Annotated in this window: 21 protein-coding genes, 5 tRNA genes and 1 other annotated feature; of the genes, 19 read left to right on the top strand and 7 right to left on the bottom strand. The window is 51.7% G+C overall.

All coding sequences use genetic code 11. From position 1 onward, the window contains the following. Positions 1–13 precede the first annotated feature (13 nt). From WFP70_RS17315 to luxS, 9 genes are all read left to right on the top strand, one after another. Positions 14–106: transfer RNA gene (locus WFP70_RS17315), tRNA-Ser, on the top strand. An 8-nt stretch (positions 107–114) separates the two neighbouring features. After that, positions 115–191, top strand: a tRNA-Arg gene (locus tag WFP70_RS17310). 85 nt (positions 192–276) lie between these two features. After that, positions 277–353, top strand: a tRNA-Arg gene (locus WFP70_RS17305). A 58-nt stretch (positions 354–411) separates the two neighbouring features. Then, a tRNA-Arg gene (locus tag WFP70_RS17300) sits at positions 412–488 on the top strand. 60 nt (positions 489–548) lie between these two features. Further along, a tRNA-Arg gene (locus WFP70_RS17295) sits at positions 549–625 on the top strand. 233 nt (positions 626–858) lie between these two features. Further along, entirely contained in the window at positions 859–1425 is a 567-nt protein-coding gene (gene yqaB / locus WFP70_RS17290; RefSeq protein WP_337023916.1) for a fructose-1-phosphate/6-phosphogluconate phosphatase, read from the top strand. Continuing rightward, positions 1422–1850, top strand: a complete 429-nt coding sequence (locus WFP70_RS17285; RefSeq protein ID WP_034822213.1) for a YqaA family protein — start codon at positions 1422–1424, stop codon at positions 1848–1850. Before yqaB ends, WFP70_RS17285 begins: the two co-directional genes overlap by 4 nt. 31 nt (positions 1851–1881) lie before the next feature. Then, a complete protein-coding gene (gshA, locus tag WFP70_RS17280) occupies positions 1882–3486 on the top strand; it encodes a glutamate--cysteine ligase (RefSeq protein ID WP_337023915.1) in 1605 nt (534 codons plus the stop codon). A gap of 150 nt (positions 3487–3636) precedes the next feature. Further along, positions 3637–4152 (top strand): S-ribosylhomocysteine lyase, encoded by a 516-nt coding sequence (gene luxS, locus WFP70_RS17275; RefSeq protein WP_034822217.1) that lies wholly within the window; start codon positions 3637–3639, stop codon positions 4150–4152. Positions 4153–4207: 55 nt separating this feature from the next. Here luxS and WFP70_RS17270 read toward each other — a convergent pair whose 3' ends face one another. Continuing rightward, complete coding sequence (locus tag WFP70_RS17270) at positions 4208–5494, bottom strand: HlyC/CorC family transporter (protein WP_045816444.1); 1287 nt, start codon at positions 5492–5494, stop codon at positions 4208–4210. A gap of 13 nt (positions 5495–5507) precedes the next feature. Further along, positions 5508–6302 (bottom strand): cytochrome C assembly family protein, encoded by a 795-nt coding sequence (locus WFP70_RS17265; protein WP_038645240.1) that lies wholly within the window; start codon positions 6300–6302, stop codon positions 5508–5510. 166 nt (positions 6303–6468) lie between these two features. On the opposite strand from WFP70_RS17265, the gene ffh reads away from it, so the two are divergent. From ffh to rplS, 5 genes are all read left to right on the top strand, one after another. Beyond that, positions 6469–7830 carry a signal recognition particle protein gene (ffh, locus tag WFP70_RS17260; RefSeq protein ID WP_034822223.1) on the top strand — a complete coding sequence of 454 codons (1362 nt, stop codon included), beginning with the start codon at positions 6469–6471 and terminating at the stop codon, positions 7828–7830. A 142-nt stretch (positions 7831–7972) separates the two neighbouring features. Continuing rightward, positions 7973–8221, top strand: coding sequence for a 30S ribosomal protein S16 (rpsP, locus tag WFP70_RS17255; RefSeq protein ID WP_007893313.1), 249 nt, complete (start codon positions 7973–7975; stop codon positions 8219–8221). 18 nt (positions 8222–8239) lie between these two features. Next, positions 8240–8788 (top strand): ribosome maturation factor RimM, encoded by a 549-nt coding sequence (gene rimM / locus WFP70_RS17250; protein ID WP_034822227.1) that lies wholly within the window; start codon positions 8240–8242, stop codon positions 8786–8788. A gap of 35 nt (positions 8789–8823) precedes the next feature. Next, a complete protein-coding gene (trmD, locus tag WFP70_RS17245) occupies positions 8824–9588 on the top strand; it encodes a tRNA (guanosine(37)-N1)-methyltransferase TrmD (protein ID WP_200578826.1) in 765 nt (254 codons plus the stop codon). Positions 9589–9631: 43 nt separating this feature from the next. Then, positions 9632–9982, top strand: a complete 351-nt coding sequence (rplS, locus tag WFP70_RS17240; RefSeq protein WP_034822234.1) for a 50S ribosomal protein L19 — start codon at positions 9632–9634, stop codon at positions 9980–9982. A gap of 57 nt (positions 9983–10039) precedes the next feature. Here rplS and WFP70_RS17235 read toward each other — a convergent pair whose 3' ends face one another. Continuing rightward, positions 10040–10561 carry a GNAT family N-acetyltransferase gene (locus WFP70_RS17235; RefSeq protein ID WP_337023914.1) on the bottom strand — a complete coding sequence of 174 codons (522 nt, stop codon included), beginning with the start codon at positions 10559–10561 and terminating at the stop codon, positions 10040–10042. A 297-nt stretch (positions 10562–10858) separates the two neighbouring features. Between WFP70_RS17235 and WFP70_RS17230 the strand changes: the two genes are divergently transcribed. Next, on the top strand, positions 10859–11938 hold the full coding sequence (locus tag WFP70_RS17230; RefSeq protein WP_034822238.1) for a 3-deoxy-7-phosphoheptulonate synthase: 1080 nt from the start codon (positions 10859–10861) through the stop codon (positions 11936–11938). Positions 11939–11944: 6 nt separating this feature from the next. After that, a complete protein-coding gene (gene tyrA / locus WFP70_RS17225) occupies positions 11945–13066 on the top strand; it encodes a bifunctional chorismate mutase/prephenate dehydrogenase (protein ID WP_058962335.1) in 1122 nt (373 codons plus the stop codon). A gap of 33 nt (positions 13067–13099) precedes the next feature. Here the strand turns inward: tyrA and pheA are convergent, their stop codons facing one another. The 4 genes from pheA to bamD all read right to left on the bottom strand — a co-directional run bounded on the left by pheA (position 13100) and on the right by bamD (position 15841). Continuing rightward, positions 13100–14263, bottom strand: coding sequence for a bifunctional chorismate mutase/prephenate dehydratase (gene pheA / locus WFP70_RS17220; protein WP_034822242.1), 1164 nt, complete (start codon positions 14261–14263; stop codon positions 13100–13102). 22 nt (positions 14264–14285) lie between these two features. Further along, positions 14286–14410 (bottom strand) — a sequence feature (Phe leader region). Beyond that, complete coding sequence (pheL, locus tag WFP70_RS17215; protein ID WP_100703679.1) at positions 14362–14409, bottom strand: pheA operon leader peptide PheL; 48 nt, start codon at positions 14407–14409, stop codon at positions 14362–14364. (Overlaps the previous feature by 48 nt.) 97 nt (positions 14411–14507) lie before the next feature. Next, positions 14508–14834, bottom strand: coding sequence for a ribosome-associated translation inhibitor RaiA (gene raiA / locus WFP70_RS17210; RefSeq protein ID WP_034822244.1), 327 nt, complete (start codon positions 14832–14834; stop codon positions 14508–14510). Between the two features lie 266 nt (positions 14835–15100). Continuing rightward, positions 15101–15841, bottom strand: a complete 741-nt coding sequence (bamD, locus tag WFP70_RS17205; RefSeq protein WP_034822246.1) for an outer membrane protein assembly factor BamD — start codon at positions 15839–15841, stop codon at positions 15101–15103. Between the two features lie 130 nt (positions 15842–15971). On the opposite strand from bamD, the gene rluD reads away from it, so the two are divergent. The 3 genes from rluD to clpB all read left to right on the top strand — a co-directional run bounded on the left by rluD (position 15972) and on the right by clpB (position 20372). After that, positions 15972–16952 carry a 23S rRNA pseudouridine(1911/1915/1917) synthase RluD gene (rluD, locus tag WFP70_RS17200; protein ID WP_034822248.1) on the top strand — a complete coding sequence of 327 codons (981 nt, stop codon included), beginning with the start codon at positions 15972–15974 and terminating at the stop codon, positions 16950–16952. Continuing rightward, positions 16949–17674 carry a purine nucleoside phosphorylase YfiH gene (yfiH, locus tag WFP70_RS17195; protein WP_058962337.1) on the top strand — a complete coding sequence of 242 codons (726 nt, stop codon included), beginning with the start codon at positions 16949–16951 and terminating at the stop codon, positions 17672–17674. Before rluD ends, yfiH begins: the two co-directional genes overlap by 4 nt. 124 nt (positions 17675–17798) lie before the next feature. Beyond that, complete coding sequence (clpB, locus tag WFP70_RS17190) at positions 17799–20372, top strand: ATP-dependent chaperone ClpB (protein ID WP_337023913.1); 2574 nt, start codon at positions 17799–17801, stop codon at positions 20370–20372. Positions 20373–20666 lie beyond the last annotated feature (294 nt).

Genomic DNA, 20666 nt, shown 5'->3' with positions numbered 1-20666 from the left:
GAAGAACGCGTAAGGTGAGGTGGCCGAGAGGCTGAAGGCGCTCCCCTGCTAAGGGAGTATGCGGTCAAAAGCTGCATCCGGGGTTCGAATCCCCGCCTCACCGCCATTTCCGATGCATCCATAGCTCAGCTGGATAGAGTACTCGGCTACGAACCGAGCGGTCGGAGGTTCGAATCCTCCTGGATGCACCATTCGGAAAACTGAAGTAAGAGTGAACGAGCAGTTCCTTTCATGGTGAGTTGTCAGCACCCTGCGTTGTACAAGAATTAACTCGATGCATCCATAGCTCAGCTGGATAGAGTACTCGGCTACGAACCGAGCGGTCGGAGGTTCGAATCCTCCTGGATGCACCATTCTTCGTATCATTCCCAGGTTGATTGCAGTAAGTCCATCGTAAGAAAATCTCTCAATGCATCCATAGCTCAGCTGGATAGAGTACTCGGCTACGAACCGAGCGGTCGGAGGTTCGAATCCTCCTGGATGCACCATTCTGTTTTCTTCATGCTATTCTCAAACTGTTTCATCCGTAACATCAGTTAGACCCCAATGCATCCATAGCTCAGCTGGATAGAGTACTCGGCTACGAACCGAGCGGTCGGAGGTTCGAATCCTCCTGGATGCACCATCTCCTGTTCGAAACAATCAACGCCCGCTTTCTGAATTTACTTCCCATTTTTCTTCATCACGCAAAAATCACTTATATAACCGCCATTTATCCCCGGTATCGCTACCTGACCTTTTTCCGAAAACAAAAATAGCTAATGCTTTCAAAGCATTTGCTGTTAAGCACACCTGGCGACAACCTAAGCGCATTACGCTAAAGTAATGGCTCATTTTGTGGTGCTCGATGGAGTGACAATGTACGACCAATATGACGCCCTGATTTTCGATATGGACGGCACAATCCTGGATACTGAGCCGACACATCGAAAAGCCTGGCAGCAGGTGCTGAGCCGTTACGGTTTCACCATGGATGAGAAAAAAATGGTGAGTTTTAATGGCGCGCCCACCTGGCAGCTGGCGCAGTACATTCTTGAGCAGAACAACGCTGAGCATGACCCTCATTTGCTGGCCGCAGAGAAAACCGAAGCGCTCAAGGCGATGTTGCTGGATGATGTACGCTCTTTACCGTTAATGGACGTGGTAAAAGCGTATCACGGTCGTCGTCCCATGGCGGTGGGTACTGGCAGTGAACACAGCCTGGCAAAGGCCCTGCTTGAAGCCTTGGGTGTCTATCATCTGTTTGATGCCGTTGTCGGCGCGGATGATGTGCAGCGCCATAAACCCCAACCCGATACCTTTTTACGCTGCGCCGAGTTAATGGGCGTGGCACCTGAACGCTGTGTGGTATTTGAAGATGCTGACTTTGGTGTTCAGGCGGCGCGAGCCGCGGGCATGGATGTGGTTGATGTCCGTTTACTGTGAATGAAATTCTGACCTATGGATCGTTATTCGGCAGTAGCTTTCTGAGTGCCACCTTGCTTCCAGGAAGTTCAGAGGCTGTGCTGATTGCTTTGCTGATCGCCCAAAAGGGTTCGATCTATGGATTGTTATTGGCCGCATCAGTGGGAAACACGCTGGGTGGCCTGACCAACATTATTCTCGGTCGCCTCATGCCGCCAAAAGGGCAGGGGCGATGGCATGACACAGCAATGACGTGGTTACATCGATTGGGTCCTGCAGCGCTGCTTTTAAGCTGGCTGCCGGTAGTGGGCGATCTGCTTTGCGTGCTTGCAGGCTGGTTGCGCTTTGCCTGGCTGCCCTCGGTGCTGTTTCTCGCCATCGGTAAAACGCTGCGTTATATCGTTATCGCGACCGCCACATTACAAACAATGCAATGGTGGCATTGATTCGCACAGATTCGAGGCTACGGTTAACATTATGCTGAACAAAAATAAATTATTCGCACAGCGGGAGGTTAATGTGATCCCGGACGTATCAAAAGCGCTTTCCTGGTTGGAAGCGCATCCCGACGCGTTAAAGGGTATCGGCCGTGGCATTGAACGCGAGACGTTGCGCGTCAATCCGAATGGTCACCTGGCAACGACCGGACATCCTGAATCCCTGGGTTCGGCGCTCAAGCACAGTTGGATTACCACCGATTTTGCCGAAACGCTGCTGGAGTTCATTACACCTGTCGATCAAAGCATTGATCGGTCACTGGCCTTCCTGCGTGATATACATCGCCACACTGCGCGAGAGTTAGGTCAGGAACGCATGTGGCCGTTCAGTATGCCGGGTTATGTTGAAGATGTTGATAGCATTGAGCTGGCGCAATATGGCAGCTCTAATATCGGCAAGATGAAAACCCTCTATCGGCAGGGACTGAAAAATCGCTACAGCGCACTGATGCAGATTATCTCAGGTGTGCATTATAACTTCTCGCTGCCACTGTCGTTCTGGCAGGAGTGGGCAGATGTAAAAGATGCGGAAAGCGGAAAAAAGACCATTTCTGCTGGATATCTGCGTCTTATCCGCAACTATTATCGTTTTGGTTGGGTGATCCCTTATCTGTTCGGTGCATCTCCAGCGATCTGTTCATCGTTCCTGCAGGGACGTGAAAGCAAATTACCCTTTGAAACGGACGGCAAGGGGACGTTGTGGCTGCCGTATGCCACCTCGCTGCGCCTCAGTGATTTGGGCTACACCAACAAGTCGCAGAGCGGTTTGGGCATCACCTTCAACTCGCTCGACGGTTACGTTGCTGCGCTGAAAGCAGCGATTAAAACGCCGTCAGAAGAGTATGCGGCCATGGGCACCAAAGATGCCGACGGCAACTGGCTGCAGCTGAACACCAACGTGTTACAGATTGAGAACGAACTGTACGCACCTATTCGTCCAAAACGTGTGACACGTTCGGGTGAAGCGCCTTCGGATGCGTTGTTACGCGGCGGTATCGAGTACATTGAAGTGCGCTCTCTGGATATCAACCCGTTCTCTGCCATTGGCGTGGACGCTAATCAGGCGCGTTTCCTCGACCTGTTCCTGATCTGGTGTACCCTGGCGGATGCGCCTGAGATGAGTTCTGACGAGCTGTTATGCAGCCGTAAAAACTGGAACCGCGTGGTCATGGAAGGACGTAAGCCGGGCCAGGTGATTGGTGTAGGTTGTAGCGATACAGAACATCCGCTGGTTGATGTAGGTAAAGCCCTGTTTGCCGATCTGCGTCGTGTTGCCGAGGTGCTCGACAGCAATTATGGGAGCACGCAATATCAACAGGTTTGCGATCAACTGGTGGCATCGTTTGATGATCCTGAGCTAACCTATTCAGCGCGTATTCTGCATGCCATCAAAGAAAATGGCTTAACCGGCGCAGGTGTGGCACTGGCTGAACAGTATCGCCATCTGCTGTGTGAAGAGCCGTTAGAGATTTTGACCGAAGATGACTTCAGTCGTCAGGCGTTGGAATCGGTACAGGCGCAGGAAAAGCTGGAACAGAGTGACACGCTGGATTTCGAAAGTTATCTGGCAGGTCGCGAAGGCTAAAAAAGAAAATGGCCACATCATTGTGGCCAAAATTAACATCTCTGTTGTCAGGGATGATGATAACAAATGCGCGTCTTTCATATATTCAGACGTTGGGCGAACGGAAAAGTTTCATCGTTTTAAAAAAAATCTCAAAACAGGAGGTGACGTATGCCACTACTGGATAGTTTTACTGTTGATCACACCATCATGGGCGCACCCGCTGTGCGCGTTGCAAAAACCATGAACACTCCGCATGGCGATACCATCACCGTTTTTGACCTGCGTTTCTGCCGTCCGAATATCGATATTCTGACTGAGCGCGGCATCCATACGCTGGAGCACCTGTTCGCTGGCTTTATGCGTAATCACCTCAATGGTGATGGCGTGGAAATCGTTGATATCTCGCCAATGGGCTGCCGCACCGGCTTCTACATGAGCTTGATTGGTGAACCAGACGAGCAGCGCGTAGCGAAAGCGTGGAAAGGGGCGATGGAAGATGTTCTGAAAGTGAAAGAACAGAGCCAGATCCCGGAACTGAATGAATACCAGTGTGGTAGCTACAAGCTACACTCACTCGACGAAGCGCAGCAGATTGCGCGTAACGTGTTGGCGCATGAGATTGGCGTGAACCGTAACGAAGATCTGAAACTGCCGGCTGAGAAGCTGAAAGAGCTGCACATCTAGTGCCTGTCTGAGCAGAAATGAAAACGCCGCGATGTTCGCGGCGTTTTTTTTGGCTTCAGGAACCGATGGAGGATTTCAGCGGATGATGCGGGGTAATGCGCACCTGCTTCACCATGTTGTCTTGCACGTCGAGGATATCCACATCGTACTTCCCGATTTTCACGCGTGTATCGACCAGCGGAATCTCTTCCAGCGCTTCCAGCAGCATGCCATTGATGGTGCGTGCTTCGTCTTCGGGTAACGTCCAGTTAAAGGCTTTATTGATTTCACGCACGTTGGCGCTGCCTTCAATCAGCACTGAGCCATCATTCTGCGGCATCACTTCTTCCGCCAGCGAAGGAGACATAGACGTCGTAAAGTCGCCAACAATCTCTTCCAGAATGTCTTCAATGGTCACCAGCCCTTTGATGTCACCATATTCATCAACCACTAAGCCGACTTTCTTCTTATTACGCTGGAATTTCACCAGCTGGACATTCAGCGGTGTACCTTCCGGCACATAGTAAATTTCATCAGCGGCGCGCAGCAGGCGATCTTTGTTGAACTCTTTCTTCTCGGTCATCATGCGCCAGGCTTCACGCACGCGCAGCATGCCAACCGAATCATCCAGCGAATCGCGGAACAGCACGATCCGGCCATGCGGGGAATTACTCAGTTGGCGAACAATCGATTTCCAGTCGTCGTTGACGTTAATGCCGACAATTTCATTGCGTGGCACCATGATGTCATCAACGCTGACCTTTTCCAGGTCCAGCACCGACAGCAGCATGTCCTGATTACGACGAGACATCAGTGAGCGGGACTCATAGACAATGGTACGCAACTCTTCCTTACTTAGGGCTGAACTGATGGAGCCTTCCGTTTTGATACCAACCATGCGCATCAGAATGCGGGTAATGGTGTTGAGCAGCCAGACCAAAGGCAGCATCACATACTGCAGCGGCGCCAGCAGCACACTGCTGGGATAGGCGACTTTTTCGGGGTAAAGCGCTGCAATGGTTTTCGGCAGCACTTCAGCAAACACCAGCACCACAAAAGTCAGGATCCCGGTGGCAATTGCCACACCCGCATCGCCGTAAAGACGCATACCGACAATGGTACCCAATGCGGAGGCCAGGATATTCACTAGGTTGTTGCCTATCAGCACCAGGCTGATTAAGCGATCAGGACGGCGTAAAAGTTTTTCGACACGACGAGCCGCGCGATTACCGCTTTTGGCTTTGTGGCGCAATTTATAACGATTGAGCGTCATCATGCCGGTCTCTGAACCGGAGAAGTACGCAGAGACCAGCACCATGATGACCAGCGTAACGATCAGCGTGGTGGTTGAAACATGTTCCAACGAAAAAATTCCTTTAGTGAGAAGTGAGCAGGTGCTGAAGCACGCGACTGCCGAAGTAGGCCATGGTCAGCAGCAGTGCACCACCGCAGTTAAACCAGACGACGCGGCGTCCGCGCCAGCCCTCATGATAGTGTCCCCAGAGCAGAACGATATAAACAAACCAGGCAAGAATGGACAGCACCGCTTTATCGACATTCTCCGCGCTAAACAGGTTATGCATGAAGAACAGACCGGTACACAGCACCAGCGTCAACAGCACTACACCAATTTGCGTGATATGAAACATCTTACGCTCAATACTCAGCAGCGGCGGCATATCCTGGGTGAAAGCCAGTTTCTTATTTTTTAACTGGTAATCAATCCATGCCAGCTGCAGCGCATACAGTGCCGCGATAATCAGCGTGGCGTAGGCAAACAGCGACAGGCCGATATGGATCATCATGCCCGGCGTGGTTTCGAGATGGGTAATAAAGGCATTCGGCACAAAGGTGGCGAAGGCGAGGTTAATCAAGGCAAAGCCGTAGACAATCGGCAACAGTAACCAACCGCGATTGCGCGATGCAACGATGGTCATGATCGCGCAGATCAGCAAACTCACCAGCGAACCGATATTTAGCAGGCTGAGGTTTTGTCCGTTATCGACGGCAAAAATGCGTTGTTGCAGTGCAACCGCATGGGCGATCAACGCGACGCAAGCAGAAAGTACGGCAAAACGACGCCAGCCACCGTTGCGTTTCAGCAGGCTGGGGATGATCAATGCAAGACTGAGGGAGTAGGCGAACAGCGCCACGATCGCGAAAACGAACATAGATCCTTTCAGGTGTCGGTCAGATAAGGAAAAAACCAGTATAGCGCCAGCTGCATCAGGCTCCAAACGATCTGAAGGTCAATTGCAGAGATCGCTGTGGCTTCGTGCTATAATCCGCCGCATTGTGCCGCCCAGGCGGCCTCGCTACGGTCCTAAGTGAGAGAGCATGTTTGATAATTTAACCGATCGTTTGTCGCAATCCCTGCGCAACATCAGCGGCCGCGGAAGGCTGACCGAAGACAACATTAAAGACACCTTGCGTGAAGTGCGCATGGCATTGCTGGAAGCGGACGTTGCGCTGCCGGTCGTGCGTGAGTTCATCAACCGCGTGAAAGAAGCGGCGGTAGGTCAGGATGTAAACAAAAGCCTGACGCCTGGCCAGGAATTTATCAAAATTGTTCGCAACGAGCTGGTTGCGGCAATGGGTGCAGAAAATAATGCGCTCAATCTGAATGCACAGCCGCCGGCTGTGGTGTTGATGGCGGGCCTGCAGGGTGCGGGTAAAACCACGAGCGTGGCGAAGCTGGGTAAGTTCCTGCGCGAGAAGCATAAGAAGAAAGTGCTGGTGGTTTCTGCCGACGTTTATCGCCCGGCGGCGATTAAACAGCTGGAAACACTGGCGCAGCAGGTTGGCGTGGACTTCTGTCCTTCCGATCTGAGCCAAAAGCCTGTCGACATCGTGAAGAACGCGCTGAAAGAAGCGAAGCTGCAATTCTACGACGTGCTGCTGGTGGATACCGCCGGTCGTCTGCACGTTGATGAAGCGATGATGGACGAGATCAAACAGGTACACGCCGCGATCAATCCGGTGGAAACCTTGTTTGTGGTCGATGCCATGACCGGTCAGGATGCGGCAAACACGGCAAAAGCCTTCAATGAAGCGCTGCCACTGACGGGCGTGATTCTGACGAAAGTGGATGGTGATGCGCGCGGTGGTGCAGCGCTGTCTATTCGTCATATCACCGGCAAGCCGATTAAATTCATGGGTATGGGTGAGAAGACGGAAGCACTGGAAGCGTTCTATCCAGACCGTATCGCCTCACGCATCCTCGGCATGGGCGACGTACTGTCGCTGATCGAAGATATCGAGAGCAAAGTTGACCGCGAACAGGCGGAGAAGCTGGCGAAGAAACTCAAAACCGGTGATGGCTTCGATCTCAACGACTTCCTCGATCAGCTGAAGCAGATGCGCAACATGGGCGGCATGGCCAGCCTGATGGGTAAGCTGCCGGGCATGGGGCAGTTGCCAGACAACGTGAAATCGCAGATGGATGACAAAGTGCTGGTGCGTATGGAGGCGATCATCAATTCGATGACCACCAAAGAGCGTCAGAAACCGGAAATCATCAAGGGCTCACGCAAGCGCCGTATTGCCACCGGTTCAGGTATGCAGGTGCAGGACGTTAACCGTTTACTGAAACAGTTCGACGACATGCAGCGCATGATGAAGAAAATGAAGAAGGGTGGCATGGCCAAAATGATGCGTGGCATGAAAGGTATGATGCCGCCCGGATTCCCCGGTCGCTAAGGCGAGCGGCACACAGCCAGAAAATTAACACGCTCAGGTTGCTTTTTTCGCCAAAATGAGTAAAATTTTCGGGCTTTTTATATTGCGCTCGGGTTCCATCCCTCGATGGAGCCCGAGCGCTTTATTAACTAATGAGGATGTTATGGTTACAATTCGTTTGGCACGTCACGGCGCGAAAAAGCGTCCGTTCTATCAGGTCGTCGTTACTGACAGCCGCAATGCGCGTAATGGTCGTTTCATCGAGCGCGTAGGTTTCTTCAACCCGATCGCTTCTGGTCAGGCTGAAGGTCTGCGTCTGGATCTGGACCGTATTGAGCACTGGGTTGGCCAGGGCGCAACGCTTTCTGATCGCGTTAACGCGCTGATCAAAGAAGCAAAAAAAGCAGCTTAATCTGTCACGGTGGTTAGCATGAGCATTAAACCTGCCGCACAGCCTCTCGTTAACCCAATTGTATTGGGGAAAATGGGGGCCGCTTACGGCATTCGAGGTTGGCTCAAAGTGTTTTCCTCCACTGAAGACGCTGAAAGCATCTTCGACTACCAACCCTGGTTCATCCAGCGTGCCGGTAAATGGCAGCAGGTCGAACTGGAAGGTTGGAAGCACCACAATCAGGACCTGATCATCAAAGTCAAAGGCATTGACGATCGGGACGCTGCGGCACAGTTAACCAATTGCGAAATTACGGTTGATTCTGCTCAGCTGCCAGCGCTGGAAGAGGGTGATTACTACTGGAAAGACCTTATGGGTTGTAAAGTGGTAAACCTCGACGGTTACGAAATGGGCAAAGTCATTGATTTGATGGAAACCGGTTCGAACGACGTTCTCGTTGTTAAGGCAAACCTGAAAGATGCATTCGGTGCGCAAGAGCGGTTAATCCCGTTTCTTGATGAACAGGTTATCAAGAAAGTCGATCTCTCTACTGGCACGATTGAAGTAGATTGGGATCCTGGTTTTTGATCTCCGGACAATCCGGTAACGTAACGGCGAACGCGATGTGGATTGGTGTTATTAGCCTGTTTCCAGAGATGTTTCGCGCTATTACCGAGTACGGGGTAACTGGCCGGGCAGTAAAAAATGGCCTGCTCAACATTCAAAGCTGGAGTCCTCGTGACTTCGCGCACGACCGGCACCGTACCGTGGATGAACGTCCTTACGGCGGCGGACCGGGAATGTTGATGATGGTGCAACCCTTACGGGATGCAATCCACGCAGCGAAAGCGGCGGCGGGAGAAGGTGCTAAGGTGATTTATCTTTCACCTCAGGGTCGCAAACTGGACCAACAGGGCGTTTGCGAACTGGCGACCAACCAGAAGTTGATTCTGGTGTGTGGTCGTTATGAAGGGATTGATGAGCGCGTGATTCATACTGAGATTGATGAAGAATGGTCAATCGGTGATTACGTACTCAGTGGTGGTGAGCTACCAGCCATGACGTTGATTGATTCAGTCGCCCGGTTTATCCCCGGCGTATTGGGCAAGCAGGCGTCAGCCGATGAGGATTCGTTCTCGGATGGTTTACTGGATTGCCCGCACTACACCCGACCTGAAGTGTTAGAAGGGATGGAGGTTCCGCCAGTCTTACTGTCGGGCAACCATGCCGATATTCGCCGCTGGCGCCTGAAACAGTCGCTAGGCCGTACCTGGCTAAGAAGACCTGAACTTCTGGAAAACCTGGCTCTGACTGAAGAGCAAGCACGGTTGCTAAATGAGTTCCAACGGGAACATCAGCAGCAACAAAACCATCAGGTGGAAGAGTAATCTTCCCTGACTATCAGTTTACCCAGGATATAGAGATTTAATTATGAGCAACATTATCAAGCAACTTGAACAAGAGCAGATGAAGCAGGACGTACCTTCATTCCGTCCGGGTGATTCCGTGGAAGTGAAAGTATGGGTCGTTGAAGGTTCTAAGAAACGTCTGCAGGCATTCGAGGGCGTGGTTATCGCTATTCGTAACCGCGGTCTGCACTCTGCATTCACTGTTCGTAAGATTTCAAACGGCGAAGGCGTTGAGCGTGTCTTCCAGACTCACTCTCCGGTAATTGACAGCATTTCTGTCAAACGTCGTGGTGCTGTACGTAAAGCCAAACTGTACTACCTGCGTGAGCGTACCGGTAAGTCAGCTCGTATCAAAGAGCGTCTGGGCGCGTAAGCGACATCCCAAAGTTAATAGCAAACAAGGGGTTGGCCCAAGGGCCAGCCCCTTTTTTTATGGTCGCTTGAGATGGTAAATCGCGCTATTCACTGGGCCGCTATCAAGAATGATTAAACCATAGCGGCAATCGATAAACTCAAAACCACTGCGCAATGCCACGGCACGGCTGGCATGATTCTCCTCAGCAGCGATAATCTCCAGTAAGGGAATCTGCGCGTGCTTGAAGCCAAAGTCCACCAATTGAGCCACTGCACGTGTTGCGACACCTTGCCTTTGTGCATCGCTGCGAACCCAATAGCCTAATGCACTAAATTCCCCAAGCCGCTGTGCGAATCTGATGCCTGCGCCGCCGAGTAACCGATCATTGCTATCGACAATAGCGAACTCTTCCGCTTCACCGTTACTCCGCTGCATATGGGTAAAATTAATCCAGTTAGTGGCTTCCTCTGCCCGATAATCGTGATGCGCCCATACCATCCATGGCAGCAGGCTGTTGAGAGACTGATTGACCGCCGCAGTAAAAGCGCCAGCATCCTGTAGAACGAAAGGGCGTAAGGTGATGACAGAGGTTGACATCCTAAGATCCTGGAAAACGATGAATAACAAAATGTTAATGGAAAAAGAGGGTGTTGGCACTTTTAAATAAAAGTGGGTGTAAAATAAAATTTACACAAATCACTTTGTGTTAGATGACTTAAATAGCATTAACTTTATGTATTTGAGGTGTTTTTAGTATTGTTTTTGTGATGGTTATCAGTGGTGGTAATAAAAGTGTACATTCACGGATTGCAATATGTACATGTTGTGGTACAGTAAGCGCCATCCTCAGTGAGGATCCCAAACCGCATAAACGAGTTAAAAAGGATCGCCATCATGCAGAAAGACGCGCTGAACAATGTGCATATCGCCGACGAACAAATTTTAATCACCCCGCAAGAGCTGAAAGCGAAGTTCCCGCTCACTGCGGCGCAGGAAGCGCAGATTGCTGCTTCTCGCCAGACCATTGCCGATATTATTGCTGGCCGCGATCCGCGCCTGCTGGTGGTCTGTGGTCCTTGTTCAATTCACGATACCGAAGCCGCACTGGAATATGCTCGTCAGCTGCAAACTCTCTCTGCACAGTTGAAGGATCAGCTGTATATCGTTATGCGCGTTTATTTTGAAAAACCCCGTACCACCGTTGGCTGGAAGGGGCTGATCAACGATCCTTACATGAACAACTCATTTGATATGGAAGCCGGGCTGCATATTGCGCGTCAGCTGCTGGTGAACCTGGTGGAAATGGGCCTGCCGCTGGCAACGGAAGCACTGGATCCTAACAGCCCACAATACTTGGGCGATCTGTTTAGCTGGTCTGCGATCGGTGCTCGTACTACCGAGTCACAAACACACCGCGAGATGGCTTCTGGTTTATCAATGCCTGTCGGCTTCAAAAATGGCACTGATGGCAGCCTGGGCACGGCGATCAACGCCATGCGCGCCGCCGCGATGCCGCACCGTTTTGTCGGCATCAATCAGGCGGGACAGGTTTGCCTGTTACAGACTCAAGGCAACCCGGATGGCCACGTGATCCTGCGTGGTGGGAAAGCGCCTAACTATGGCCCTGAAGATGTTGCGCAGTGTGAAAAAGAGATGCTGAAAGCGGGACTGCGTCCAGCCTTAATGATAGATTGCAGCCATGGTAATTCTAATAAAGACTACCGCCGCCAGCCTGGTGTAGCCGAATCGGCTATTGCGCAGATTAAAGATGGAAATCGTTCCATTATTGGCCTGATGCTGGAAAGCAATATTCACGAAGGCAATCAGTCTTCTGAGCAGCCACGTAGCGAAATGAAATACGGTGTTTCCGTCACGGATGCCTGCATCAACTGGGAAACCACGGAAACCTTGCTGCGTGAAATCCATCAGGATCTGCAGGGAGTGCTGTCGGCACGTCTGTCACACGAGGAATAAAGAGTCATGGTGGCTGAACTGACCGCGCTACGCGATCAAATTGATGAAGTCGATAAAGCCCTACTTGGGCTATTAGCCAAACGCCTTGAGCTGGTAGCTGAAGTAGGTGAGGTCAAAAGCCGTTATGGTTTGCCGATTTATGTGCCAGAACGTGAAGCCAGCATGTTGGCTTCACGTCGTCAGGAAGCTGAAGCGCTCGGCGTTTCGCCAGATCTGATTGAGGATGTCTTACGTCGCCTGATGCGTGAATCTTATGCGCATGAAAACGACAAAGGCTTCAAAACGCTCTGCCCAACGCTGCGCCCGGTGGTGATTGTTGGTGGGCGTGGCCAGATGGGGCGCTTGTTTGAAAAGATGCTCAATCTGTCAGGTTACCAGGTCCGTATTCTGGACAAGGGCGATTGGGATCGTTCTGAAGAGCTGCTCAAAGATGCGGGCATGGTCATCATCAGTGTGCCCATTCATCTGACCGAGCAGATCATCGCCGAATTACCAACACTGCCGGAAGACTGCATTCTGGTTGATCTTGCATCGGTGAAGAATCGTCCATTGCAGGCGATGCTGGCGGCGCATACCGGCCCTGTTCTCGGCTTGCATCCCATGTTTGGCCCGGATAGCGGTAGCCTGGCGAAGCAGGTGGTGGTGTGGTGTGATGGCCGTCAGCCGGAAGCCTATCAGTGGTTCCTGGAGCAGATTCAGGTTTGGGGCGCACGCTTACATCGCATCAGCGCGGTCGAGCATGACCAGAACATGGCCTTTATCCAGGCGCTGCGCCACTTTGCCACTTTTGCCTATGGTTTGCATTTAGCGGAAGAGAACGTCAACCTTGATCAACTGTTGGCGCTGTCCTCACCGATTTATCGCCTGGAACTGGCGATGGTTGGTCGACTGTTTGCTCAGGACCCGCAGCTTTACGCAGACATCATCATGTCTTCGGAGAGTAATCTGGCGCTGATTAAGCGTTATTACCAGCGTTTTGGTGATGCGATTAAATTGCTGGAGCAGGGCGATAAACAGGCGTTTATCAAGAGTTTTGAAGGTGTCGCGCACTGGTTTGGCGATTACGCTCAACGCTTCCTGGTAGAGAGCCGAAGCATGTTGCGTTCGGCTAACGATAGCCGGCAATAAAAGAGAAGGCATCCGCAAGGATGCCTTTTTCACTTACAGTCGCGGCTCAACCGGAACCACATTTTCACCCGGATAGCAGCCGAGTACTTTCAGAGACAGCGTCAAATCACGCAGCTCTTTCAACGCCAGCTGCATGTTCTCTGATTGCAGATTGCCCTGCACGTCGATGTAAAACATCTCTTCCCACGGATTACCGTTGATTGGGCGGTTTTCCAGTTTACTCATGATCAGATTGTGATTACGCAGCACCAGCAGAGCCTCAACCAGCGCACCGGCTTGCTGACCAGTAGCCATAATCAATGTGGTTTTGGCCGGTACCTGGCCAGAAACTTCAATCGGCTTACGTGCCAGCACAATGAAGCGGGTATGGTTTTGTTGCTGGTTAGCTAAATTCCGTTCTAACACCTGCAGACCATACAGCTCACCGCCCGCTTCACTGCCCAGAGCCGCCACCTTTGGTGAATTCATTGCCGCGACCTTTTCCATTGCCGCTGCGGTGCTCTCGGTATATTCGATTTTCCATTGTGGGAAACGATTGATGAACTGGCTGCACTGCTGGAATGGCTGAGGATGGCTGTAAACCGTTTCAATTTGCTGTAAGTCGGTACTGCCGTTGACCAGCACACAGTGTTCGATTGGGATGGTCAGCTCGCCAACGATGGAGAGCGTGGTTTGCTGCAGCAGGTCATAGACGTCGTTAATCGAGCCTGAGCTGGTATTTTCGATTGGCATCACGGCGTAATCGGCCTGGCCACTCTCCACCTGATGAATGATGTCATGGAATTTTAGGCAGCCCATCTCAACCATGGAATCAAAATGACGTGTGGCGTATTTTCGCGCCGCGAGGTGAGAGTACGAACCTTTAGGACCCAGAAATGCGATGCGTGGCGCGTGTGCGTGCGGGTGGTTTAAGTTTTTCTGTAGCAACGCTTGCTGAGTCAGTACCGAATCTTCAATCACCAGTTGGAACAGACGAGTAATGTAGTGCGCATCAAGCTGGTGCTTTTTGCCGAGTGAGATCAGGTTTTCCAGCAGTGCGCGTTCACGCTCAACATCGCGAATCGGGCGATGGGTCGCGAGCTTTGCTTGCGCCACCTCAACCGCCAGCGAACGGCGTTCAGATAACAGCGTCAACAGCTTTTCATCAACGGCGCTGATCTTATCGCGTAATGCCAGCAGCGGATTTTCGGGATTCATAGGGCTCACCTGTAAAATGTCCAATAAAAAAGCCTCCCGTTTGGGAGGCTTTGTTGTTCGTCTTCGCATTCATTCTCACACGACGAATCACCTCCCAATCAGGGGAAGGTAAAAAAGAATGCGAAGAAGAACGGTAGATGTTTCATTTGTGATTCCAGCAATAAAGTGGATTGAGAGTAACCGCAGTGATTTAAAGCTGTCAATAAAAAACGCGCCCGCAGGCGCGTTACTGGAAAAGGTCTATTTATCCCGCAGGGGTGAAATCTTTCATACTGCTGGTTGCGCGGCGCGCTTCAGGTTTGTGCTGCGCCTTATTAAGTTGTCGCTCCAGCTTGGCAATCAGATCGTTGATAGCCGTGTACATATCTTCGTGTTTCGCGCTGGCAACCAGCGTGCCGTTCGGTGTGTTAATGGTGGCATCAGCCACGAATTCTTTCGGCTCTTTCGATAACACGATGTGCGGATTTATCAGGTGAGTTTGCCACTTTTCCAGCTTGGCGAGACGGTCTTCGACATGGTTGCGGATAGCCGCAGTGATTTCCATTTGTTTGCTGGTAATGTTCAGAATCATAGTTAAACCTCTCTGTCATTTCCGTCTGGGTAGGACCAGCATACCGCGTAAATCAGGAAAAAGTGTGATATAGATCACATTGAAATGTCACTTTTTGTCAATGCCAGTGAATTGTGAGAAAGGCTCATAAAATCGCGGAAAATGCTTGAAGGGCAGGGATGAAAAGAGCAAGATTGATGAGTTAACCGCAGCGGATAATCAGCAATCTGGCTGAATTTTCGGCAAAAAAAGCAGCCATTAAGGCTGCTTTTTTATTGGTAGTAAAATCAGGACTGATTATTTGTCGCGATGATCTTCGCTACCTTGTCCGCTTCTGCGGTTAACTGCAGCTGGCGGTATGCATTTTCCATCAGCGGCAGCGCTTTGTGCGTCGCTTCGGTATCCGGGAAATCTTTCATCATCCCTTCAACACGGTTAACAACGGCGACATAGGCCCCACGCTTGGTATAGAATTGCGCCACCGAGAGTTCATATTTCGCCAGACGCTCTTTCAGGTAGGCTAAGCGTTTCTGCGCATCCTCAGCATACTGGCTGTTCGGATAGCTGCGCAGCAACTGTGAGAAGTCACGGAAAGCATCACGAGCGTGCGTCGGATCACGATCTGAACGATCGATACCGAAGAAGCCCTGCAGTGCAGAGTCATCCAACGCCATATCCGTCAGGCCTTTCATGTAGATGACGTAATCGATGTTTGGATGAGTCGGATTCAGGCGCATAAAGCGAGCGATAGCGGCTTGCGCCAGTGGCAGATCGGCATTTTTGTAATACGCGTAGATTAAATCCAGCTGTACTTGCTGCGAATAAGGGCCAAACGGGTAGCGGTTATCCAGTGCTTCCAGTTGCTTAATCGCCGCTTTAAAGTTACCGTCCTGCAGCTTTTGCTGGGCTGTAGCGTAAATTTCAGATGGCGGGCTGTCCGGAACGGGATCCGATGAGCCGGAACAACCCACCAGAGCCAGGCTCAGGCTCAATGTGGCAGCTGCCACCAGATGTTTCATACGCGTCATGACGAAATGATTATCCTCAAAGTGTTGTAGCGGAAGCTGTCCGTATAGCTCCCGGTTATGACCTGGTACGATAGCACATTATATTAAACGGCATCGCCGTGAAAACCCAACGTTAACGAAGAAGCTGTATATGGCACAACAAGTTCAACTCACCGCAACGGTGTCCGAAGCACAGCTTGGACAACGCTTAGATCAGACTTTGGCGGAATTGTTCCCTGATTATTCACGTTCCCGCATAAAAGAATGGATCCTTGAGCGTCGCGTCAGCGTCAACGGCACCATCATCGATAAACCGAAAGAGAAAGTTTTCGGCGGTGAGCAGGTGTCTATCGATGCTGAAATCGAAGAAGCGCAGCGCTGGGAAGCGCAAAACATTCCCCTGAACATCGTTTATGAAGACGATGATATTCTGGTCATCAACAAACCGCGTGGCCTGGTGGTGCATCCTGGGGCAGGTAATCCGGATGGTACGGTCCTGAATGCGCTGCTTTATCATTACCCACCAATTGCCGACGTCCCGCGTGCCGGGATCGTCCATCGTCTTGATAAAGACACAACCGGTTTGATGGTGGTGGCGAAGACCGTTCCCGCTCAGACGCATCTGGTGGAAACGCTGCAGCTGCGCGAGATTACCCGTGAATATGAAGCGGTTGCGATTGGCACCATGACGGCAGGCGGCACGGTTAATGAGCCGATGGCGCGCCACTCCACCAAACGCACCCACATGGCGGTACACCCTATGGGTAAACCCGCGACCACGCATTATCGCATCATGGAGCATTTCCGTGCTCATACGCGTCTGCGTCTGCGTCTGGAAACGGGTCGTACTCACCAGATTCGTGTGCACATGGCGCATATCAACCATCCATTAGTGGGTGATCCGCTGTACGGCGGTCGTCCGCGTCCGCCTAAAGGTGCATCAGATGCGTTCATCGCCGCGCTGCGCGGTTTTGACCGTCAGGCGCTGCATGCCACCATGCTGCGTCTCTACCATCCCATCACCGGCATTGAGATGGAATGGCATGCGCCGTTGCCGCAAGACATGGTCGATCTGATTGACGCGCTGAAAGCCGATACCCATGAGTTCCGCGATCAAATGGATTGGCTATGAGTGAGTGGATCATTCCTGACTGGCCTGCACCGCAGCGCGTTCAGGCATGTTCCACCTTGCGACATGGCGGTGTTAGCACTGCGCCCTGGGATTCGCTGAATCTTGGGGCGCACGTTGGCGATGCTGAAACGCATGTCTTGCAAAATCGTCAGCATTTGAAAGATAAACTGCTGCCCGCCATGCCGCAGTGGCTTAATCAGGTGCATGGGCAGGACGTTGTGCGTTTGCCTGCGGACGAGTTATTACCCAATGCAGATGCGGCCATCACCCGCGAATCCGGTGTAGTCTGCGCCATCATGACGGCGGATTGCTTGCCGGTGTTGTTTTGCAGTGATGATGGCAGTGAAGTGGCCGCTGCTCACGCTGGCTGGCGTGGTCTGTGTAACGGCGTGCTGGAACAGACGCTGCAACAGTTTCGCTCACCAGCCCGTGAGATCCACGCCTGGCTTGGACCCGCTATCGGCCCGCAGGCATTTGAAGTCGGTGCTGAGGTGCGTGAAGCCTTTTTGGCGCACGATGTACAAGCCGATGCGGCTTTTCGCCCGGTTGGTGACAAATATTTTGCGAATATCTGGCAGTTAGCGCGTCAGCGACTTCAGGCCGCTGGAGTGCATTCTATCAGTGGTTCACAGCGTTGCACTTTCACCGAAGCCAATGATTTTTTCTCCTACCGACGAGATGGAATCACCGGGCGTATGGCAACTTTGATTTGGCTGAGATAATCTTACGCCGCAAGACGATCCAGTAGCGTATTTTTTGTTCGCAACACAGGTCATTAACCTTGAAATATTTGAGGGATGACCTCATTTAATCTCCAGTAGCATTTTGACCTGTATTGGAGGAATCATGCGTCTGGATCGTCTTACTAATAAATTCCAGTTGGCCCTTGCCGATGCTCAGTCCCTTGCTCTGGGACACGACAATCAATTTATCGAACCCCTGCACTTGATGAGCGCTTTGCTCAATCAGGAAGGCGGATCGGTGCGTCCGTTGCTTAGCGCAGCAGGTGCCGATGTGGCTGGTCTGCGTACCAGCATCGAACAAGCTATCAACCGACTACCGCAGGTAGAAGGTACGGATGGCGATGTACAGCCTTCAGCCGATCTCATTCGGGTCCTGAACCTGTGCGACAAACTCGCGCAAAAGCGCGGCGACAACTTTATATCATCTGAATTATTTGTTCTGGCGGCCCTCGACTCTCGTGGTTCGCTGGCGGACCTATTGAAGTCCGCTGGTGCAACCACCGAAAAACTCACTAAGGCCATCGAGCAATTGCGGGGAGGAGAGAACGTGAACGATCAAGGGGCTGAAGATCAGCGCCAGGCTTTAAAAAAATACACCATCGATCTGACCGAGCGCGCCGAGCTTGGCAAGTTAGATCCGGTGATTGGTCGTGATGAAGAGATTCGTCGTACCATTCAGGTATTGCAGCGCCGTACCAAAAACAACCCGGTATTAATTGGGGAACCCGGCGTAGGTAAAACTGCGATTGCCGAAGGGTTAGCGCAGCGCATTATCAATGGTGAAGTGCCAGAAGGATTGAAAGGTCGCCGCGTGTTGGCCCTGGACATGGGTTCGCTGGTGGCGGGTGCTAAATATCGTGGTGAGTTCGAAGAGCGCCTGAAAGGTGTGCTGAGCGATCTGGCAAAACAGGAAGGCAACGTCATTCTGTTTATCGACGAGTTGCATACCATGGTTGGCGCGGGTAAAGCCGATGGCGCCATGGATGCCGGTAACATGTTGAAACCTGCATTAGCGCGTGGTGAGTTGCACTGCGTGGGTGCTACCACGCTGAATGAGTATCGCCAGTTCATTGAGAAAGATGCGGCGCTGGAGCGTCGTTTCCAGAAAGTCTTTGTGGCTGAACCGAGCGTGGAAGACACCATTGCTATTCTGCGTGGCCTGAAAGAGCGCTATGAGTTACACCACCATGTGCAGATTACTGACCCGGCGATTGTGGCAGCGGCCACGTTGTCGCACCGCTATATCTCCGATCGCCAGCTGCCAGATAAGGCAATTGACTTGATTGACGAGGCTGCATCGAGCATTCGTTTGCAGATGGACTCGAAACCGGAGTCGCTTGATCGTCTGGAACGCCGCATCATCCAGTTAAAGCTGGAACAACAGGCACTGAAGAAAGAGTCGGACGATGCCAGTATCAAACGTCTGGAGATGCTGGAAACGGAACTCGATCAGAAAGAGCGTGAATACGCTGAGCTGGAAGAAGAGTGGAAAGCGGAAAAAGCCTCTCTGACGGGGACGCAGAACATTAAGGCGGAACTGGAGCAAGCTCGTCTGGCGATGGAGCAGGCGCGACGCACTGGTGACCTGGGGCAAATGTCTGAACTGCAATACGGCAAAATTCCAGAGCTGGAAAAGCAGCTCACTATTGCCACGCAGTCAGAAGGCAAAACCATGAAACTGTTACGTAACCGCGTAACAGACGTGGAAATTGCCGACGTGTTAGCGCGCTGGACCGGCATTCCAGTGGCACGAATGATGGAAGGCGAGCGTGAGAAATTGCTGCGAATGGAGCAAGAGCTGCATGCGCGCGTGATTGGTCAGAACGAATCCGTTGATGCAGTATCAAATGCGATTCGTCGTAGTCGTGCGGGTCTGTCCGATCCTAATCGCCCAATTGGCTCGTTCCTGTTTCTTGGGCCAACCGGTGTGGGTAAAACCGAGTTGAGTAAAGCGCTGGCTAACTTCTTGTTCGACAGCGATGACGCCATGGTGCGTATTGATATGTCAGAGTTTATGGAAAAACACTCGGTATCGCGTTTAGTCGGTGCACCTCCGGGCTACGTGGGTTATGAAGAGGGCGGTTATTTGACAGAAGCAGTACGTCGTCGCCCTTATTCCGTGATTCTGCTGGATGAAGTCGAGAAGGCTCACCCGGATGTGTTCAACATCTTGTTGCAGGTGCTGGATGATGGGCGTTTAACTGATGGTCAGGGGCGTACGGTAGATTTCCGTAATACTGTGGTCATTATGACCTCTAACCTTGGCTCGGATCTGATCCAGGAACGTTTCGGTGCGTTGGACTATCCGGAAATGAAAGATATGGTGATGACGGTGGTAGGTTCGCATTTCCGCCCAGAGTTCATTAACCGTATTGATGAGGTGGTGGTGTTCCATCCGCTTGGCGAGCAGCATATTGCTTCTATCGCGCAGATTCAGCTGCAGCGGTTGTACAAACGTCTGGATGAACGTGGCTACCAATTGCATATCACGGATGCAGCGCTGAAGCTGTTGGGTGAAAATGGATATGATCCGGTATACGGTGCACGTCCATTGAAACGCGCTATTCAGCAGCAAATTGAAAACCCACTGGCGCAGAAGATTCTTTCTGGTGCTTTTGTTCCGGGTAAAACCATTGAAATGGATGTTAAAGACGATGTCATCGTCGCACATCAGTGATGAGATTTGACGTAAACGGGCCTTCGGGCCCGTTTTTTTGCCCGATTGATGCCAATTCGTTGCTAATTTCAGCGCATTGGCCGAAAAGTGAGCGGTCGTGCAAAAACTTTAAATTAACGCTTGTCAGTCCATCAGAAATCCCTATACTGCGCCACCACTGAGACGGCAAAGCGGCAACGCAGACGGCTCAGCAGGGAGTGAAGAAATTCATCCCGCCGGAGAAAAACGCTGAAAAAAGTGTTTGACTCTGAAGGAGGAAAGCGTAATATACGCCACCTCGCAACAGCAGCTTAA

It is taken from the genome of Pantoea sp. USMM079, from assembly GCF_037153115.1.
GTDB classification, from domain to species: domain Bacteria; phylum Pseudomonadota; class Gammaproteobacteria; order Enterobacterales; family Enterobacteriaceae; genus Pantoea; species Pantoea communis.
This window is presented reverse-complemented; position numbering and strand designations above follow the sequence as displayed.